Origin of the sequence: Methylophaga sp. UBA678 (assembly GCF_002299105.1) — a bacterium.
Taxonomy (GTDB): Bacteria; Pseudomonadota; Gammaproteobacteria; order Nitrosococcales; family Methylophagaceae; genus Methylophaga; species Methylophaga marina.
In genome coordinates, this window is the sequence record NZ_DBNG01000009.1 from 15,750 (window position 1) to 34,498 (window position 18,749).

The window sequence follows — 18,749 nt, forward strand, 5'->3', positions numbered from 1 at the left end:
GAGTGACTATGCAACGAACCATTGGCATCGTTATGGATCCGATCGATCGGATTAATACCAAAAAAGACAGTAGTCTTGCGATGATGCTAGCCGCGCAGCAGCGAGACTGGCAGATTTTATTTATGGAACAGCAAGACCTTTTTCTATCTGAGGGAAAAGTTTTTGCTGAAATGCGCAGTCTTCGCGTGTTTGATGACCCGCAGCACTGGTTTGAACTGGGTGAAAAAGTCACTCGACCCATCACTGATGTAGAAGCCATATTGATGCGTAAAGATCCGCCATTTGATATGGAATATATCTACAGCACTTATTTGCTGGAACAAGCTCAGGCTAATGGCGTGCTTATTATCAATGATCCACAAAGCCTGCGTGATGCCAATGAAAAACTCTTTACCGCCTGGTTTCCGCAATGCTGTCCTCCCACTCTGGTGACACGCCAGAAACATCTGATAAAAGATTTCCAGCAAACGCATGGCGATATTATTCTTAAACCGCTTGATGGCATGGGTGGTGCGTCGATATTTCGCATCAATCAGGGCGATCCTAATTTCTCAGTTATCGTCGAAACGCTGTCAGAACATGGAAAACGTTCGGTCATGGCGCAAAAGTATTTGCCGGCAATCAAAGACGGCGACAAACGTATTCTGTTGATAAATGGTGAGCCGGTGCCTTACGCCCTGGCCCGCATCCCAGCTGAAGGTGAAACGCGCGGCAACCTTGCTGCAGGTGGGCGAGCCGAAGGTCGGCCACTGACTGACAGGGATCGTTGGATCTGCGAGCAGGTTGGCCCCAAACTACGCGAAAAAGGCTTAATTTTTGTCGGACTGGACGTCATTGGTGATTATCTGACAGAGATAAATGTCACCAGCCCGACCTGTATCCGTGAACTTGATAGACAATTTGGTATCAATATTGGTGCCGACTTAATGACAGCGATAGATAAACTTTTATGATGAAACTCTTTCCTCTTTTATTAATTCTAGTAGCCCTACTCACCGCTTGTGGAGAACAACAAGAAAGCGCCCGCCAAGCGAAGTTTTATGCCTTTGGTACTGAGATTGATGTCAGCCTTTATGGCGTAGATGCTGAAACAGCTGAAAAAACCGTTGATGCTTTGGAAGACTCATTCAACGCCATCAACGACACCTGGCATGCCTGGAAACCCAGCACCTTAACTCGAATAAATAAAGCTATCGCGAATGGCGAATCAGTTGAAATCAAACCTCAAGTCGCTGCCGTTATCGAAGAAGCGGCCACCTATGCCAAGGAAAGTCATCATTTATTCAACCCGGCCGCTGGTAAATTATTTGAGCTCTGGGGTTACCATCGTGATGATTGGTTTGAATCGCGCCCGCCACCCGCTCAAGACAAAATCGACGCCTGGTTAAAAGCCGCCCCCAGTATGGAAAATATTCATATTCAAGATAATATTCTCACCAGTGATAATCCTATGGTGAAACTGGGCTTTGGTGGTTTTGCCAAAGGCACAGCGGTAGATGCCGCCATTGAGGCACTGAAAAAACAAGGTGTGAATAATGCCATCATCAATATCGGTGGTGATTTACGTGCCATTGGTAAGCATGGTCATCGCCCTTGGGTCATTGGCATCCGTCACCCACGCAAAGAAGCCGCTATGCTGGCTTCCGTAGCCGTTTCGGGTGATGAAAGTGTTTTCACCTCGGGTGACTACGAAAGATTCTTCACCTATGAAGGTAAACGTTATCCTCATATATTGGACCCAAGAACAGGTTATCCGGCTCAGGATAATATCTCTGCAACGGTTATTCATCAGCAAGCCGCTCGTGCTGATGCCGCAGCGACCGCATTAATCGTGGCTGGCAAAGACTGGCCAGAGATTGCCGCATCAATGGGGATCAAGGAAGTAATGATTGTTCGAGCTGATGGTCAAGTCGAAATGACCCCATCCATGCAGAAAAAAATTCATTTTACTGACAAATCAACTCAACCGATTTTACGTGAAATAGGCACAACAACGACTCCATAATCATGGCTACCAGCGCATCATCAGATCGACTTATTTTTACTTTGCTGTTTTCAGTCATCCTGCATCTGGTGATTGTGCTGGGCGTGAGCTTTGATGTGTTTTCAAAACCCACCAATGCACCTGCGAATAATCTTGATATCACATTGGTGAAACAACAAGACAAAATCAAACCGGAAGAGGCAGACTTTCTGGCGCAGGCCAATAATGAAGGTGGAGGTGAGCTTGATACACCGACCCCAGAACCAACAAAAGATAAACCTGTCCCGGTCACCAAAGATGTTCCATCAGCACCGCCGCCAGCACCAAAAACAGACACTGTCGCCGACACGGAAACAGTTGCGGTACAACCTCCGGCTCCAGAGCCAACACCACCAAAACCCAAAGAAGTAGAACCTAAGCCTGAAGTCAAAAAACCTAAACCACAGCCCAAGGCAAAACCCGTTCCTCAACCTGAAAAGCCCGTTAAAAAGCTCACTCAGGAAAAAGCGGAACGCAAGGTAGAAAAAACCGAGACAGCAGAAACCGCAGCTAAAACTGAAGCAGAACCTGAAAAGATCACTAAACCTGACATTTCTGCCCGTGATTTGATGATGCAAGCCAGAAGTGAAATCAGCGAGCTGCAGGAAAAACTCGATAAAAGCACTAAAGCACTGAGTGAAAGACCAAAAAAACGACGTATTTCAGCCTCTACCAAAGAGTTTGCTGCCGCTGCCTATATGAAAGCGTGGGAAATGAAGGTCGAGCGAATAGGTAATATGAACTACCCGCAGGAAGCGAGGCAAAAAGGCCTAAGTGGTAGCCTGATGTTGTCTGTAGATATTAATCCTGACGGCAGTGTGCCAGCGGGTGGCATCGTCGTATCACGTTCATCAGGCCATAAAGTACTGGATGATGCCGCGGTCAAGATCGTCCGACTGGGTGCGCCTTATGCTGCCATACCGGAAGATGTATTGAAAAATAACGATATGCTGACCGTGATTCGTACCTGGAAGTTTGAAACTGGTCGAGGCCTGTCAACAAGATAAAAAAAGCCGGCAACAAGGCATTGTTACCGGCTTAACTGAATATTACTGAAATAAATACTGGCGAATTTCTTGCTCGCTTTTATTGATAAAGTTTTTATTAATGGTCTGACTGATATATTTTTGTGTCACTTCACCCATTTGCTGCTTGAGTGCCCCCAGAAAGCTGGGTGGGGAAATCAACACAAGGTCGTTGACATCACCTGTGCGGCGAGCCGTCTCCAAACGCTCACTTAAGTCATGAGCAAACATCTGCATTTCCTGTTTTTTCGGTTCCGTTTTGGACTCCATCGCATGACGCCCTCCAGAACCATAACTATCGAAACCTCGCCCCGGCTCGTCAGATACTAAGTCCTGATTATGAGCGCGACTGGCAGTGTTGACCATGTCATCGATTTCCTTAAGTGGACTAGTCCGACTCTCAACAGAAAAAATCCGAGCCCGACTGCTCTCGGCGACAACGATCCACTTTTTCTTCATAGTCGATTCTCCTTCTCGCTTGGGAAAACAAGCAACACAGAGCAATAAGCGGGAAATCACCCTGCATCATCATTAACTTGATAGAAGCAATGGTTCGACTATAACAGACAATATGGCCTTTGTCTGTCACTTAACATTTCTAAACAATTCTTTACTTATCAGTGTCTTGTGACAATTTATATCCCAAGCCCGCCTTACTGATATTGCTGTATTTAAGTGGCAGAGCGGCCTTAAGCTTGTCGGCTAATTTTTGGCAATGTTCTATATCGCCGTGCTTTAATTCCAGCTCAATTTCATGAATCGCTGTTTGTTTGCCACCTGCTCTGACTTCTCCTCTGTCATAAGCCAGTTCAACCACGGTGTCAGCCTCTAACACCAACAACCAGACATCTCGTTCAAACTCGGTGGTAAACAAAGGCTGGATGGCATTCCAGACCTGGGCTTGTTCTAATAGCGGCGCAATGGCGGTTTCCGCCAGACGCTCAAGATCAAACACTGGCGCCCCCAATTCGTGTTCCCATTCTTGACGTTGGTGCAGACCAGCATTAGCTTGCCCACTGCATTTCACCGTTTGCAGCCATTGTTCACCTATTTGACGTAACCTCAACCCTACGCCAAATGTCATTAAGGCTTTGTCCGGCGTATCAAAATAGGTACTCAACAAATGTTGTTGATATACATCCTGTTTCAACATGGAAGTCAGCCAGCCCAGCGCTTGCAAGTTAAGCGAGTCAGCCTGCGTTACCTGAAGTTTTATTTCTTGTTCTAGGCTCATGAGTTCAATAAAGGCTTTAAATATTTACCGGTGTAAGAAGCCGGATGTTCGGCCACCTCCTCTGGTGTACCAACGGCCAGCACTTCACCACCACGTGCACCACCTTCAGGGCCCATATCAATGATCCAGTCTGCGGTTTTAATCACATCCAGATTATGCTCAATGACCACAATGGTATTGCCACGATCTCGCAGGCTGTGCAGGACTTTGAGTAACTGTTCGATATCGAAAAAGTGCAGCCCCGTGGTTGGCTCATCTAAGACATACAGGGTTTTACCGGTATCACGCTTGGATAACTCTTTAGCTAATTTGACCCGCTGCGCCTCACCACCCGATAAGGTAGTCGCATTCTGGCCAAGCTTGATATAGGTCAGCCCAACATCAATCAATGTCTGTAACTTTTTCGCCACGACCGGAATATTTTCAAAAAAGACATTCGCCTCTTCGATGGTCATATCCAGCACTTCGGTAATCGTTTTACCTTTGTAGCGGATATCCAGTGTTTCCCGGTTATAACGCTGGCCCTTACACACATCACACGGCACATAAATATCAGGCAGGAAATGCATTTCAACTTTAATCAGACCATCGCCCTGACAGGCTTCACAACGTCCGCCTTTCACGTTAAAACTGAAACGCCCCGGACCATAACCACGCGAACGCGCTTCTGGTGTACCCGCAAATAACTCACGGATAGGTGTAAACAAACCTGTATAGGTAGCAGGGTTTGAACGCGGCGTACGCCCAATCGGACTTTGGTTAATCGCCACCACTTTATCCAGCTGCTCTAAACCAATAATTTCAGAATGTGGGGCGGGTTCTTCTGAATTGCCGTTTAAGTTTTTCGCGGTCAGTTTTAATAAAGTTTCGTTGATTAGCGTGGACTTCCCAGAACCTGACACACCAGTGACACAGGTCATCAGACCGATTGGGACATCAATATCCACATTCTTTAAATTGTTACCGCAAGCACCTCTCAAACCAATAACACGGCCTGCATGGGGTGGCTGTCGTTTCGCTGGCAGTTCAATTTTTCTACGGCCCGACAAGTATTGCCCGGTCAGTGACTCTTCACTTTTCATGATTTCTTCAGGTGTACCCTGAGCCACAATTTGACCACCATGCACGCCGGCGCCCGGACCAATATCCAGCACAAAATCGGCCATGCGAATCGCATCTTCATCATGCTCAACCACAATGACCGTGTTACCTAAATCACGTAGTCGGGTTAAGGTTTCCAGCAGGCGATCATTATCACGTTGATGCAGCCCTATCGAAGGTTCATCCAGAATGTACATGACCCCGACTAAACCCGCACCGATCTGACTGGCTAAACGAATACGCTGCGCTTCTCCACCCGATAATGTTTCCGCGCTGCGTGCAAGGTTCAGATAATCAAGACCAACATTCACCAGAAAGCTCAGACGCGCTGAAATTTCGGTGACAATCTTTTCTGCAATTTCGCCACGTTTGCCAGGTAAGGTGAGTGTTTCAAAGAAAGTACTCACTTCACCGATAGGCATTGCTGTGACTTCAGGTAAGGTAATTTCATTCACAAATACATTACGCGAAGCCAGCGTTAATCTGGCTCCATGACACTCCGGACAAGCACGGATGGAATGAAATTTAGCCAGATCTTCACGAACACTGTTTGATTCTGTTTCGTGATAACGACGCTGCATATTCGGAATCACGCCTTCAAACGGATGTTTACGACTGACGCTTTTACCACGGTCGCCCATGTAGCTGAAGGCAATCTGCGTTTTACCACTACCATATAAAATGACCTCACGAATCTCATCGGACAAGTCCTGAAAGGGCGTATCCAGATCAAATTTATAATGCTCCGCTAGCGATAACATTAGTTGGTAGTAATACGCATTTCGGCGATCCCACCCCCGAATGGCACCTGCTGCCAGACTTAATTCAGGATGAGTCACTACTCGAGCGGGATCAATAAACTGCTTCACCCCAAGCCCGTCACAAGTCGGACAAGCTCCAGCAGGGTTATTGAACGAGAACATGCGTGGTTCTAATTCAGAAATCGAATAACCACACTCTGGACAGGCAAAACGTGCAGAAAATAAAGTCTCATCAGATTCATCATCCATCGACACGACTTTCGCCACACCATCCGCCATGGCTAATGCCGTTTCAAAGGATTCAGCTAACCGTTGCTGAATGTCCGGGCGCACTTTAAAACGATCCACCACTGCTTCAATGGTATGTTTTTTACGCAGCTCCAATTCAGGCGGATCATCGAGCTCAATAACTTGACCATTCACGCGCGCACGAACAAAACCTTTGATTCGTAATTCTTCCAAGACATCACGATGCTCACCTTTACGATCCTGAATCACTGGTGCAATCAGCATCAAGCGTTTACCTTCCGGCATATCCAGCACGGCGTCTACCATTTGACTCACCGTCTGTGCTGCCAATGTTTGATGATGTGTCGGACAACGTGGTTCACCCGCACGAGCAAATAACAACCTTAAATAGTCATAAATTTCGGTGATGGTTCCGACTGTTGAGCGCGGATTATGTGATGTTGATTTTTGTTCAATCGATATCGCAGGAGACAAGCCTTCAATATGATCCACATCCGGCTTTTCCATCATCGATAAGAACTGTCTGGCGTAGGCTGACAAGGATTCCACATATCGACGCTGCCCTTCTGCGTATAATGTGTCGAAGGCAAGCGACGATTTTCCCGAACCAGACAGGCCAGTAATTACAATCAGAGCATCTCTCGGCAGGTCCAGGTCAATATTTTTAAGATTGTGGGTTCGAGCCCCACGAATGCTTATATTTTTCATCCCGGGAACGCTTATATTTTTCATCAGGATTCCGTAGTAAAATCAAACGGATCAATATACTCTGTCCGACTACCATGACGCAAAAACAAACTACAACAAACTCATTGACCTCGCTGGAAAAGCGGAGTATTTCAGGGCTTTCGTTGATATTTGCCTTGAGAATGCTGGGCTTATTCATGATTTTGCCGGTTTTTTCGATATCGGCACATCAATACACGGGCAGCACGCCAATGCTTATCGGCATTGCTATTGGCGCATACGGATTGACGCAAGCGCTCTTACAAATCCCATTTGGGATGTTATCCGACAAAATCGGTCGTAAGCGCGTTATCACTATTGGCTTACTATTATTTGCTGCGGGTAGTGTGATTGCGGCGACCGCACAATCCATTGAAATGGTCATCGTCGGTCGTTTGTTACAAGGAAGTGGTGCCATCGCTGCTGCCATTATGGCTCTCACCGCCGATCTCACCCGAGATGAACAGCGTACAAAAGCCATGGCAAGTATTGGTATCAGTATTGGTCTGTCATTTTCTGTTGCATTGGCCACAGGCGCTATTCTTGAACACTGGATTGGTTTGTCAGGTATTTTCTGGGCCACCGCGCTGCTGGCATTACTTGGTATTGGCATTCTGCATCTATGGGTTCCCTCTCCCAAACGACTGGTGACGCACACTGATCTGGGCCCCGTGCCAAAGCAATTTGGCAAAGTGTTTGGCAATAAACAAATCATGCGATTAGTGCTCAGCATTATGCTGTTGCATTTGCTACTCACCACCAGCTTTTTCGCATTACCCCACGTCTTACAGGATGTAGCGGGCTTAGACAAAAGCCAACACGCCATGGCGTACTTACCGGTATTACTTTTAGCTTTTGTCACCATGGTGCCATTCATCATCATCGCTGAGAAAAAACGTAAAATGAAATCTGTTTTCATCAGTGCTATCGCAGTGATTGGTTTGGCAGAATTAGGTTGGGCGTTTTTTGCTCACTCGTTAACCACTATACTGATTTGTCTGTGGTTATTCTTTACCGCATTCAATATTCTTGAAGCCAGTCTGCCATCGATGATGTCAAAGCTTAGTCCATTGGAAAACAAAGGCACGGCGATGGGTGTGTATTCCAGCGCTCAATTCATCGGTGCCTTCATTGGCGGTGCTATGGGTGGAACACTATATGGCTCGTTTGGACTCGAGGGTATCTTTGTTGCCAGTGTTGTCTTGGTGGTTATCTGGTTATTACTTGTTTTCCCAATGCAAGCACCTAAACATTACAGCAGTAAGATTATTCATCTGAATGACACATCCATGCAGAATTCTGCTCAATTCATTCAGGAGTTAAGAGCTATTGCAGGTATCAAAGAAGCAGTAGTGGTGCCTGAAGAACAGGTGGCTTATGTCAAATACTCACCAGATGAAATTAATATGGATGAACTAGAGTCATTTGCTTCCCAGCATTAAGGAACATTGAGAAATAATGATCGACAAGTCAAGAGACAATCAGGGTCAGGTTATTTCTAACACTGCAGCTATTCTTACTGCTTTAAGACATCACCCTGCTGGGCTAAGTATGGATGAGTTAATACGCCGGACTGAGCTGCCACGATCAACAGTTGAGCCGCTACTATCGTCTCTTGAGAGAGAGGCATTTATTATCCACTCTCATAATCATATTTATCTAGGTCCAGCATTATCACAACTGACACGAGTAGCGCATGCTGAGATTATCAGTGTCGTAAGAACACACTTAAATACATTGGCTAATAAAACCGGAGAAACGGTTGAACTGTGCATTTTCAGAGGTCAGCATTCGCTGTCTGTTGATCACATTATCAGTCAGCAAGAGCTCCGGGTAGCCTCACCGCTTGGAAAAGCTTTTTCTGTATACACTTCAGCTCATGGCAAAGCCGTTCTTGCTTCTTTAAGTAATGACGAAGTTAAAGCGATTATTGACGATAAGTGGATACAACAAACAGAGGCGAGTCATATATCTTATGACACTCTTTTTCAGGATCTAGACCTCATTCGCAAAAATGGCTGGGCTGTCGATATTGAAGAACACGCAGAGGGCATTTGTGCTGTCGGTGTGGCAATTAATGCAGAGATGACCGATCATTATTCTATTGCCGTTTCCCTACCGACGATTCGTTTTAATAGAAATATGTCTAAGGTCACTTCAGCATTGCTTGCGTGTAAAGCGGAAGTGGAAGAAAGTATTAAGCCTTAAATTTCTGTGCTCAGTACAGTTGCTCGCAATACGACCCTAGTCATCAACATTCTATTTTGTATTGGGCATGAGCGATTGAGATGATATTATCCCTGCTCATTAGCAATCCTTTTTCTACCCACCATAGTGTGGTTGACGGTAGAAATGCTTTTAACTGTTTTTTTTACACCGAGACGGTCACTTGACCGATGTTCAGCAACATCGGCATAGATTTGACAGTCCCCATTAAACCAAGGAACAAGCCATGTCAGTAAACAAGGTCATTCTGGTCGGACGACTCGGCGCAGAGCCTGAGAGTCGCGCCTTCCCTAATGGTGGTTCAATTTGTAATTTACGTATTGCCACTTCAGAAAGTTGGAAAGACAGACAAACCGGTGAGCGTCAGGAGCGCACTGAATGGCACCGTGTAGTATTACGCAATAAGCTGGGTGAAATTGCTCAGCAGTACCTGCACAAAGGCTCACAAGTCTATATTGAAGGTCGTATTCAGACCCGCAAATGGCAGAACCAGCAGGGGCAAGATCAATACACCACAGAAATCGTGGGTAACGAAATGACGATGCTGGATAGCCGTGGCGGCGGCGGTGGTAATCAAGGTGGTGGCAGTAACTACAATGCCGGCGGTGGTGATACTTCGTTTGACCAACGTCCTCAACAACAATCTGGCGGCTATAACGCACCACAACCGGCCTCATCCTCTGCAGGTCCTGATTATGGTGGCGGTGGTGACGACTATTACGACGATGATATTCCGTTCTAGACTTGTCTGAGCCAATAAAAAAAGCCCTGTTTTTCAGGGCTTTTTTGTGTTTTCAGATCAGAAAATTTTATAACAAAGCATCAATATGACTGGCCACACTGCGTCCTAATGCTGACATGACATAACCGCCTTCAAGTGTTGACACTATCCGACCTTGAGCATAGTTATCGGCTATTTTTTTCATTTCACGGGTCACCCAGGCAAAGTCCTCTTCCACTAAGTCCAGATCTGACATATCGTCTTCCCGATGCCCATCAAATCCGGCAGAAATAAAAATCAATTCGGGCTGAAATGTTTCCAGCTCCGGTAACCATTGCTGCTCAACCAACTGACGAAACTGTTCACCGCTGGTCCCGGCAGCTAGGCCAATATTAATCATGTTGTCATGCTTGCCGGGCACGCCAGTATCTGGGTAAAACGGATGTTGAAAACTACTGCATAAAAGGACTTGTTCATTACCTCGGAAAATATCTTCTGTGCCATTACCATGGTGTGCATCAAAGTCGATAATAGCTACTCGCTCCAGACCATATTGAGCTATTGCATGAGCCACACCGACAGCAACATTGTTAAAGATACAAAACCCCATCGCCTTATTATGTTCGGCATGATGCCCGGGCGGCCTGACACAACAAAAGGCGCTATTTGCATCTTGGCTCATCACTAAATCGACTGCTTTTACAACAGCACCGGCTCCGCGCTGTGCCGCTGTTAATGACGCGGATACCATCAAGGTATCAGCATCCAGCCAAACACGTTCATTGTCTTGCAACTTCTGAAAGATCTCACTGACATAATCAGCATCATGGACACGGCATAATTGCTCTACAGAGACCATCGGCGCGTCATAAAAATGCATAATCATTTCCAGGCCGCTGGCAATAAGGCGATCATGAATGGCGGCAAGCCTTTCTGCCGTATCCGGGTGATATGATGTCGTTTCGTGCAATGCACAGTCAGCATGAGAGATAAACGCGATAGTCATAACGACACCTTAAACAATCGTAATAAAGTTTTTGTAAGCTAATCGTATCAGGAAACTGGACCAGTGATATGACCACACATTTTTTAGACCGTCTGTTTTCACCTCGCTCAATTGCTGTATTTGGCGCCAGTCAGACCACAGATGCGGTTGGCAGACGGGTGTTTGACAACCTGATTGATACTGACTTTAACGGACCCGTCTATGCCGTGAACCCTAAATATGATCGTATTGATGATCATATTTGCTACCCGAATATGGAAGCCATTAATGAAGCAGTGGACTTGGCTGTTATCGCTACCCCCGCCAGCACCATAGAAGCCATCATGCATCAATGTGGTCATGCCGGAGTGAAAGCGGCCATCATTATTTCGGCGGGTTTCAGTGAAGGTCAGGGACAAGGTCTCAAGCTCGAACACGATGTCGTTAAGGCAGCCCAGCAATACAATATCCGAATTCTCGGACCTAATTGTCTTGGCCTTATCCGCCCCAATATTGGCATGAATGCCACCTTTAGTAAAAATACTGCAGCGCCTGGGCAACTAGCTTTAATTTCACAATCAGGCGCTTTATGTACGGCGATTCTAGACTGGGCGGCCGCCAATGAGGTCGGGTTTTCTGCCATTATTTCATTGGGTAATGCCGCTGATATTGATTTTGGTGATCTGCTCGACTTTCTAGCTCAGGATCACAAAACCCAGAGTATTCTGCTGTATGTCGAAGGTATTCGCGATGCCCGCCGTTTTATGAGCGGGCTACGGATTGCTTCACGCATGAAACCGGTGGTTGTAATCAAAGCAGGCCGCCATCAAGCTGGCTCACAGGCGGCTTTAACGCATACCGGTGCAATGATGGGTGGTGATGATGTATTTAATGCCGCAATTCAACGAGCTGGTGTGGTCAGAGCCGATACCATTCAGCAGCTTTTTGCCGCCGCTGAGTTATTAGCCACTCAATGTCGGGTGCATGGCCGGCGTTTGGCGATCGTCACCAATGGCGGAGGCCTTGGGGTGATGGCCACCGACAGAGCGATTGATTTAGGCATTGAGTTAGCCAACCTGTCGGAAACGACAATTACCAACCTGGATAAAGTATTACCTCATCACTGGTCGCGCAGTAATCCGATTGATGTGCTTGGCGATGCCTCACCAGAACGCTATAAAGCAGCCGTAAATGCCTGCTTGCAGGATGAAGGCATTGATGGGGTATTAGTGATGCTGTCTCCACAAGCCATGACCGATCCTGATGCCTGTGCACAAGCCGTTATTGATGCACACCAGACAAGCTCAAAACCCGTTCTGGCTTGCTGGATGGGTCAACAGCTTATTGCCAGTGCGGATCGTTTATTTGCCCGTCATCATGTGCCCTGTTTTTCTGATCCGGAATCCTCAGTGGAAGCCTTTGCCTGCCTCGCGCGCTTTTATGAAAACCAGCAATTATTAATGCAGGTACCAGGCCCATTATCATCACACAGCGAACCGGATATTGAGGGTGCGCGACTGATTATCGAGAGTGTACTGGCTGAAAATCGACAATCCCTAACCACCGCTGAATCCCGAGCCTTGTTACATGCTTTTGATATCCCGGTTAGTTTGAGCATTCAGTGCCACAGCGCCAATGAAGCGTTGGTCGCAGCAGAGAGTTTTGGTTATCCGGTGGCGATGAAAATCAATGATCGTCATATCCAGCATAAAACCGATGTAGGTGGTGTTCGGTTAAATATTAATAATGCGGCCGCCGTCAGACTGGTTTACAAAGAATTACAGGAAGCGGTGCGTAAGAAACTCCCGGATATGAAGACATTCAGCGTCAGTATCGAACCGATGTATACCGATCCCTTCGGTAGAGAATGTCTGGTCGGTGTTAACCGTGACCCAGTGTTTGGTACCACGATTGTATTTGGGGCCGGTGGTGTCAAAGTCGAAGTCTTGCAAGATACCGCTATCGCTCTGCCACCTTTAAACACGTTCCTGGCAGACAAGCTGATTAACCAAACCAAAATTGCCGCTATGCTCGGCGAGTTCCGAGATATGCCTGCCGTGAATCGTGACGCTTTAATACAAGTGTTGTTACGGGTGTCTGAAATGGTTTGTGAATTGCCAGAAATTGAATCACTGGACATCAACCCACTGGTCGTCGATGAACGCGGAGTACTCGCTTTAGATGTCAGAATCGTCGTTGCACATCATGTAAAGACGATTCACCGCTATGATCATATGGCCATTCATCCATATCCAACGCATTTAACCAGGCAGGAACAGTTAGCCGATGGCACGGATATTATTATCCGTCCTATTCGCCCCGAAGATGCGCTGATTGAACAGGTCTTTTTTCGAAAACTGTCTACAGAATCTCGCTACTTCCGCTTTATGCAAGAACTCAACGAATTGTCGCAAGATATGTTGATACGTTTTACACAGCTTGATTACAGCCGCGAATTGGCTTTAATGGCAGTGACCATGGAAAACAATGAAGAAATTGAAGTCGGTGTCGCCCGTTACAGTATGAACCCGGATGGCAACAGCTGTGAGTTTGCTTTGGTTGTTGCTGATGAATGGCAACATAAAGGTATTGGCACACGACTGATGCAGGCCTTGATTTCCAGTGCCCGTCAGCAAGGATTTAGCCTGATGGAGGGTGAAATTCTCACCAGTAATCAACCCATGCAACGACTGGTCGAAAGCTTAGGGTTTAGCGTGACAGCCAGCCTGGAAGAGCCATCGATAAGACTGGCATCCATGTATTTGTAGAGCTGCAAGCAAAAATTATCTGAAAACCATTGATTGTTAGTAACAAGAGTGGGAGCATCAAATAGTAACCACCAAAGAAGGCGTGTGAATGAAAAAAATCCCTTATACCACTGTTCGTCCGATTCGAAGTCTTAACCTGTTATCACAGGAAGAAATCATCAAACTCAGCTCTCCCAGCGCTGAGCTACACCAACTATTCAGAGAATGCGCTCTGGCGATTCTCAACACTGACAGCCATGAAGATGATGCCGAAGAAATTCAGCAACTCTATGCGGATTTTGATATCCGCCTAAAGTCACAACCCCGTGGTGTGATGCTGGAAATCTTTAATGCGCCAGCCCAATCCTTTGTTGATGGCACGCTGATTCGCGGTATTCAGGAGCATTTATCGTCGGTATTACGCGATATTGTCTACACTGACTTTAAAATTTTGGCAGAAGAAACCAATAGCTCGGCGAAAATCACCGATAAAGTCTTCCGTATCTTGCGTAATGCCAATATGGTCAGGCCAAATGTCTCGCCTAATCTGGTGGTGTGCTGGGGCGGTCACTCTATTCCCCGCGAAGAATATGACTATGCCAAACATGTCGGTTATGAGTTTGGTTTGAGAGGGCTGGATATTATTACCGGCTGTGGTATTGGCGCCATGAAAGGCCCCATGAAGGGCGCTGCCGTCGGTCATGCTAAACAGCAAATCACTCATGGTCGTTATATTGGCATTAGCGAACCGGGCATCATTGCCTCTGAATCACCCAATGCCATCGTCAATGAACTGGTTATCATGCCGGATATTGAAAAACGTCTGGAAGCCTTTGTTCGTCTAGGTCACGTTATCGTGGTATTTCCCGGCGGGGTTGGCACCGTAGAAGAAATCTTCTATTTACTCAGTATTCTGCTTCATCCGGAAAATAAATACGGTATCCCGTTAATCTTTGCCGGGCCAGAATCATGCCGTGATTACTTCGACACACTGGATGCATTCCTAAAACAATGCTTGGGTGATGAGATTAGTGACTTATACGAAATCGTGATTGGTGAACCAGAGACCGTCGGCCACAAAGTCAAACAGGCCATAGCTGAAGTCCATGATAACCGTAGAGAAACGGAAGAAGCGTATTACTACAACTGGCAGTTACATATTGACCCAATGCTGCAGCAGCCCTTTATTCCTACTCATGAAAATATGGCCGCATTAAATTTAGATCCATCACTGCCTAAGCACCTGCTTGCCAGCCAAATTCGTTCAGCATTTTCTGGCATTGTCGCAGGTAATGTAAAAAGTTTTGGTATTAAAGAAGTGGCGAAATATGGGCCCTATTTGCTTAAGGGCGATCCCAGCATCATGCGTGCGATTGATAATCTCCTCCATATTTTCGTTAAGCAACAACGAATGAAACTAGGTCAAGGAGAAGGCGTATATCAACCATGTTACAAATTGGTGGGATAACCTTTACTCAATAATCTTAAACGATGTGACATAAACCACTTCGCAAGCATGAGCACCGGTGTCATCTCTGGTCATAGAACTCTTCCATGACCAGCCATCGGTGGCTTTTGCCTGTATCAACTGCCCCTCTAAGGCGATAATTTGTCCTTTCCTAACTCTCTTTAACGCTCCTCCAACTTCATTATCAGCTGGAATTAGGTGCATATTAGCGCTCTGGGTTTCAATCTCACGTCGCGGTATCGGAAACTGTTGTACCTGCCAGTAATACCAACGGCCAGACTGACTGATATCAATATTCGCTAATACGTTCTCATCTGACATTTTAAGCCAGCCCAATGCTAAGTCTGTAGGTGATAAGTCACTTTCTCTGTCTAAACGATAATCTTCACGGCCCAACACTTTCGCTTGTAGTGAAAAGTATGCCAGTGGTGTGATTTGATACCCTTCAAACTTAAACGGTATCGCTTGACTGAGCGGTGATTGCACTGGCGCCTGAGCCACTTTAACACCCGGCCCTAAACTGACTTCTTGCTTATGCTGACATTGTTTTACAGCAACAACGACAAGCACAATCAACAAAAGCCATTTCACTAGGGTCATTGGGGAGTAGTGAGATTAAAGCGTTTGCCAGCAAGCATAATCAGCAATAAGACCGGCAGCCCCATCAGGGCCGTCATCAAGAAAAAGTTTTCAAAACCGATGGATTCGACCATAGAGCCTGAATAACCGCCCAACACTTTGGGGATTAAGGTCATCAACGAGCTAAAAATCGCATACTGTACAGCGGTAAAAGAGATATTGGTCAAACTGGATAAAAAGGCAATAAAGGCGGCATTCGCCAGGCCACCCGATAAATTATCAGCCGTAATCACCACATACAACATGGTTATATCGTGCCCGCTTTGCACCAGCAGCATAAATAACAGATTGGTAATAGCAGATAACACCGCGCCCAACATCAATATCGGCATCACGCCATAACGCAAAACCAATATACCACCGTAGAAAGCACCGAAGATGGTCATAAACACACCAAAGGTTTTCACCACAGTGGCGATTTCATTTTTGGTAAACCCCAGGCTTTGATAAAGTGGATTTGCCACCACCCCAAGCACAATATCTGAAATCCGATACAAGCCTACTAAAGCCAATAATAACCAAGCTAAAGACCAGCCATAACGGGTAAAGAAGTCCTGAATAGGCGCCACGTAACTGTGAGTCACACTTTGTTTATCGATAAATTTTATTTGTGTCATCAGCATCGCAACCAAGGCTGCAGCAAAACCGGCAAATACCAGCCGGATCAATTCGATAATAACTGACACCAACTGAGGGTTACTGAGCAACATACTCAGCTTTTGTTTCGCCTGATCCGTTACATCTGCTGTCAGTGCAAAGCTACAGATAAAGGCGCTCACCGCCAGCAAAAAGGTAATAAAAAATCGCACATGATGGCGACGATTGATCAACGCTGATTCCTGTTGTTGCTTGGGCTCATCAATGATCAAGGTGGTCACAATGCCAAACAAAAATAAACTGGCCATGCTCCAGTAAGTCAGCTGCCAAGCTTCAAAATGATATTGGTCCATGCCGGTGCCAAAATAACTAGCCAGGAATAAGGCGCCACCACCTGCCACTAACATGCCAATTCGATAACCAGCAATGTAACTGGCCGACATCATCGCTTGCAGTTCAGCATTGGCAGATTCAATACGGTAGGCATCGGTGACAATGTCCTGAGTAGCAGAGGAAAAGCCCAGACATACGGCTGCTACGCCCATCCAGACCAAAGAATCTTGGGCTGGATCAACCATTGCCATAAAAATAATGGAGCCCATTACCATGCATTGGGACAATAATAACCAGGCACGACGACGGCCGAGCAGACGAGTTAATATCGGTAAGGGCATCACATCGACCAGCGGTGCCCAGACGAATTTAAACGAGTACCCTAGGGCTGCCCAGCTGAAATAAGTGATTTCACTTTTTGCGATACCGACTTCGCCAAGCCATAGACTCAATGTAGAAAAAATCAGTAATAACGGCAGGCCCGCCATGATGCCAAACACAAGCATTGTGAGCACCCGAGGGTGCATAAATGCCTGTAAACTCTCATGCCATGAACGTAGTCGTGCTATCAAAATCGGTCTCAGATCGCGTTGAATCAGCTAAAGTAACATTGAAGTATATCTGGTTCCACTTTTGTTGCTTGAGATGCAGATAGCCACAAAACATTGCTGCTCATCATGAAGTCAACGATAATGAGAAAATTAAGAGAACAGACTTCTGATATCCTTGATACCTCATGGCTAAGCAACGCAAAATAATTCACGTTGATATGGATGCTTTTTTTGCTTCGGTGGAACAGCGTGATTACCCGGAATACAAAGGCAAACCATTGATTGTTGGTGGCCAGCCTAACAGCCGTGGGGTGGTCGCAGCCTGTAGTTATGAAGCCAGGAAATATGGTATTCACTCGGCCATGCCCTGTTCGCGCGCCTATCGCTTATGCCCCCATGCGCTGTTTGTGCCGCCGCGTTTTGATGCCTATCGTGAAGTTTCAAGCCAAATCCGTGATATTTTCTGGCGCTATGCCAGTGAAGTTGAGCCTTTATCTCTCGATGAAGCCTATTTGGATGTCACCTATACCGAGGCCTTTAATGGTTCAGCGACATTGATTGCCCAGGCCATTAAACGTGAGATTTTGCAGGAAACTAGACTCACAGCCTCTGCTGGTGTTTCCTACAATAAATTCCTCGCCAAAATTGCCTCAGATATGGATAAACCCAACGGGCTCTATGTCATCAGACCTGAGCAAGGCGAAGTCTTTGTCGCCGATCTTCCTGTCGGTAAATTTCATGGCGTTGGCCCTGCCACAGAAACCAAAATGCATAATCTCGGCATTCATACCGGCAAGGACCTGCGTGAGAAATCATTAAGCGAACTGACTGAGCGTTTCGGCAAGGCGGGTCAGTATTACTACAACATCGCCCGAGCTATCGACGACCGCCCGGTTCGTAGCCAACGTATCCGTAAATCACTCGGTAAAGAAACTACCTTTGCAGAAGATATTCACTCGATTCCTGAATTAACCGCCAAACTGCTCGATTTGGCTGAACGCGTGTTTGAGAGTTTGGATAAACAACACCTGAAAGCACGTACCGTCACCGTTAAAGTGAAATATGCTGACTTTCAACAAGTCACCCGGGCACACAGCGCCGAGCACATCATTGAACTGACTGACTTAAAAAAGATTATTCCGTTGTTGCTGGAGAAAACAGAGGCGGGTCATAAACCAGTAAGACTGGTCGGATTAAGTATGAGTGGGTTTGATTTGCCTTCTACAGAAACTGTTCAACCACAGCTGGACTTTGAACTGCATGATCAGTTTTAAAAACCACGCACCCTAGAATTGGATTGAAGGGGGAACCCCAATGTGAGCTTAATAACGACATTGAGCTCCTCCCTCCTTTTTTATGCCAA

General features: G+C 46.3%; 15 protein-coding genes. 9 read left to right on the top strand and 6 right to left on the bottom strand.

Features of this window, described 5'->3' with window-relative positions; genetic code table 11:
• Positions 1-8 precede the first annotated feature (8 nt).
• From gshB to B3014_RS04685, 3 genes are read left to right on the top strand one after another with little or no spacing between them, the layout of a single operon-like run.
• Positions 9-953, top strand: a complete 945-nt coding sequence (gshB, locus tag B3014_RS04675) for a glutathione synthase (RefSeq protein ID WP_289243759.1) — start codon at positions 9-11, stop codon at positions 951-953.
• Complete coding sequence (locus tag B3014_RS04680; RefSeq protein ID WP_289243758.1) at positions 950-2,005, top strand: FAD:protein FMN transferase; 1,056 nt, start codon at positions 950-952, stop codon at positions 2,003-2,005. The genes gshB and B3014_RS04680 overlap by 4 nt, the downstream gene beginning before the upstream one ends.
• Before the next feature lie 2 nt (positions 2,006-2,007).
• Positions 2,008-3,030 carry an energy transducer TonB gene (locus B3014_RS04685; protein WP_289243757.1) on the top strand — a complete coding sequence of 341 codons (1,023 nt, stop codon included), beginning with the start codon at positions 2,008-2,010 and terminating at the stop codon, positions 3,028-3,030.
• Positions 3,031-3,072: 42 nt separating this feature from the next.
• Here the strand turns inward: B3014_RS04685 and B3014_RS04690 are convergent, their stop codons facing one another.
• The 3 genes from B3014_RS04690 to uvrA all read right to left on the bottom strand — a co-directional run bounded on the left by B3014_RS04690 (position 3,073) and on the right by uvrA (position 7,101).
• Positions 3,073-3,507 carry a host attachment protein gene (locus tag B3014_RS04690; protein ID WP_286305728.1) on the bottom strand — a complete coding sequence of 145 codons (435 nt, stop codon included), beginning with the start codon at positions 3,505-3,507 and terminating at the stop codon, positions 3,073-3,075.
• 151 nt (positions 3,508-3,658) lie between these two features.
• Complete coding sequence (locus tag B3014_RS04695) at positions 3,659-4,282, bottom strand: inorganic triphosphatase (protein ID WP_289243756.1); 624 nt, start codon at positions 4,280-4,282, stop codon at positions 3,659-3,661.
• Positions 4,279-7,101, bottom strand: coding sequence for an excinuclease ABC subunit UvrA (gene uvrA / locus B3014_RS04700; RefSeq protein WP_289243775.1), 2,823 nt, complete (start codon positions 7,099-7,101; stop codon positions 4,279-4,281). Before uvrA ends, B3014_RS04695 begins: the two co-directional genes overlap by 4 nt.
• Positions 7,102-7,175: 74 nt before the next feature.
• Here uvrA and B3014_RS04705 point away from each other — a divergent pair, with 74 nt between their 5' ends.
• The 3 genes from B3014_RS04705 to B3014_RS04715 all read left to right on the top strand — a co-directional run bounded on the left by B3014_RS04705 (position 7,176) and on the right by B3014_RS04715 (position 10,087).
• Positions 7,176-8,561: an MFS transporter gene (locus B3014_RS04705; protein WP_286305730.1), complete on the top strand. Its 1,386-nt coding sequence runs from the start codon at positions 7,176-7,178 to the stop codon at positions 8,559-8,561.
• A gap of 16 nt (positions 8,562-8,577) precedes the next feature.
• Positions 8,578-9,327 carry an IclR family transcriptional regulator gene (locus tag B3014_RS04710; protein WP_286305731.1) on the top strand — a complete coding sequence of 250 codons (750 nt, stop codon included), beginning with the start codon at positions 8,578-8,580 and terminating at the stop codon, positions 9,325-9,327.
• A gap of 244 nt (positions 9,328-9,571) precedes the next feature.
• Positions 9,572-10,087, top strand: coding sequence for a single-stranded DNA-binding protein (locus B3014_RS04715; RefSeq protein WP_286305732.1), 516 nt, complete (start codon positions 9,572-9,574; stop codon positions 10,085-10,087).
• A gap of 67 nt (positions 10,088-10,154) precedes the next feature.
• Here the strand turns inward: B3014_RS04715 and B3014_RS04720 are convergent, their stop codons facing one another.
• Positions 10,155-11,072 (bottom strand): histone deacetylase family protein, encoded by a 918-nt coding sequence (locus B3014_RS04720; RefSeq protein WP_289243755.1) that lies wholly within the window; start codon positions 11,070-11,072, stop codon positions 10,155-10,157.
• A 68-nt stretch (positions 11,073-11,140) separates the two neighbouring features.
• Between B3014_RS04720 and B3014_RS04725 the strand changes: the two genes are divergently transcribed.
• Both B3014_RS04725 and ppnN read left to right on the top strand, forming a co-directional pair.
• Positions 11,141-13,819 carry a bifunctional acetate--CoA ligase family protein/GNAT family N-acetyltransferase gene (locus tag B3014_RS04725; protein WP_289243754.1) on the top strand — a complete coding sequence of 893 codons (2,679 nt, stop codon included), beginning with the start codon at positions 11,141-11,143 and terminating at the stop codon, positions 13,817-13,819.
• A gap of 88 nt (positions 13,820-13,907) precedes the next feature.
• Complete coding sequence (ppnN, locus tag B3014_RS04730) at positions 13,908-15,266, top strand: nucleotide 5'-monophosphate nucleosidase PpnN (protein ID WP_289243753.1); 1,359 nt, start codon at positions 13,908-13,910, stop codon at positions 15,264-15,266.
• 3 nt (positions 15,267-15,269) lie between these two features.
• Here the strand turns inward: ppnN and B3014_RS04735 are convergent, their stop codons facing one another.
• Positions 15,270-15,857: a hypothetical protein gene (locus B3014_RS04735; RefSeq protein ID WP_414683045.1), complete on the bottom strand. Its 588-nt coding sequence runs from the start codon at positions 15,855-15,857 to the stop codon at positions 15,270-15,272.
• Positions 15,858-15,862: 5 nt separating this feature from the next.
• Positions 15,863-17,362, bottom strand: a complete 1,500-nt coding sequence (locus B3014_RS04740) for an AmpG family muropeptide MFS transporter (protein WP_414683046.1) — start codon at positions 17,360-17,362, stop codon at positions 15,863-15,865.
• A gap of 209 nt (positions 17,363-17,571) precedes the next feature.
• Here B3014_RS04740 and dinB point away from each other — a divergent pair, with 209 nt between their 5' ends.
• Positions 17,572-18,660, top strand: coding sequence for a DNA polymerase IV (gene dinB / locus B3014_RS04745; protein WP_289243750.1), 1,089 nt, complete (start codon positions 17,572-17,574; stop codon positions 18,658-18,660).
• Positions 18,661-18,749: the final 89 nt, after the last annotated feature.

Coding starts and splice junctions, on each gene's coding strand:
- gshB (WP_289243759.1), top strand. CDS start 9: ATGCAACGAACCATTGGCATCGTTATGGATCCGATCGATCGGATTAAT.
- B3014_RS04680 (WP_289243758.1), top strand. CDS start 950: ATGATGAAACTCTTTCCTCTTTTATTAATTCTAGTAGCCCTACTCACC.
- B3014_RS04685 (WP_289243757.1), top strand. CDS start 2,008: ATGGCTACCAGCGCATCATCAGATCGACTTATTTTTACTTTGCTGTTT.
- B3014_RS04690 (WP_286305728.1), bottom strand. CDS start 3,507: ATGAAGAAAAAGTGGATCGTTGTCGCCGAGAGCAGTCGGGCTCGGATT.
- B3014_RS04695 (WP_289243756.1), bottom strand. CDS start 4,282: ATGAGCCTAGAACAAGAAATAAAACTTCAGGTAACGCAGGCTGACTCG.
- uvrA (WP_289243775.1), bottom strand. CDS start 7,101: ATGAAAAATATAAGCATTCGTGGGGCTCGAACCCACAATCTTAAAAAT.
- B3014_RS04705 (WP_286305730.1), top strand. CDS start 7,176: ATGACGCAAAAACAAACTACAACAAACTCATTGACCTCGCTGGAAAAG.
- B3014_RS04710 (WP_286305731.1), top strand. CDS start 8,578: ATGATCGACAAGTCAAGAGACAATCAGGGTCAGGTTATTTCTAACACT.
- B3014_RS04715 (WP_286305732.1), top strand. CDS start 9,572: ATGTCAGTAAACAAGGTCATTCTGGTCGGACGACTCGGCGCAGAGCCT.
- B3014_RS04720 (WP_289243755.1), bottom strand. CDS start 11,072: ATGACTATCGCGTTTATCTCTCATGCTGACTGTGCATTGCACGAAACG.
- B3014_RS04725 (WP_289243754.1), top strand. CDS start 11,141: ATGACCACACATTTTTTAGACCGTCTGTTTTCACCTCGCTCAATTGCT.
- ppnN (WP_289243753.1), top strand. CDS start 13,908: ATGAAAAAAATCCCTTATACCACTGTTCGTCCGATTCGAAGTCTTAAC.
- B3014_RS04740 (WP_414683046.1), bottom strand. CDS start 17,362: ATGCACCCTCGGGTGCTCACAATGCTTGTGTTTGGCATCATGGCGGGC.
- dinB (WP_289243750.1), top strand. CDS start 17,572: ATGGCTAAGCAACGCAAAATAATTCACGTTGATATGGATGCTTTTTTT.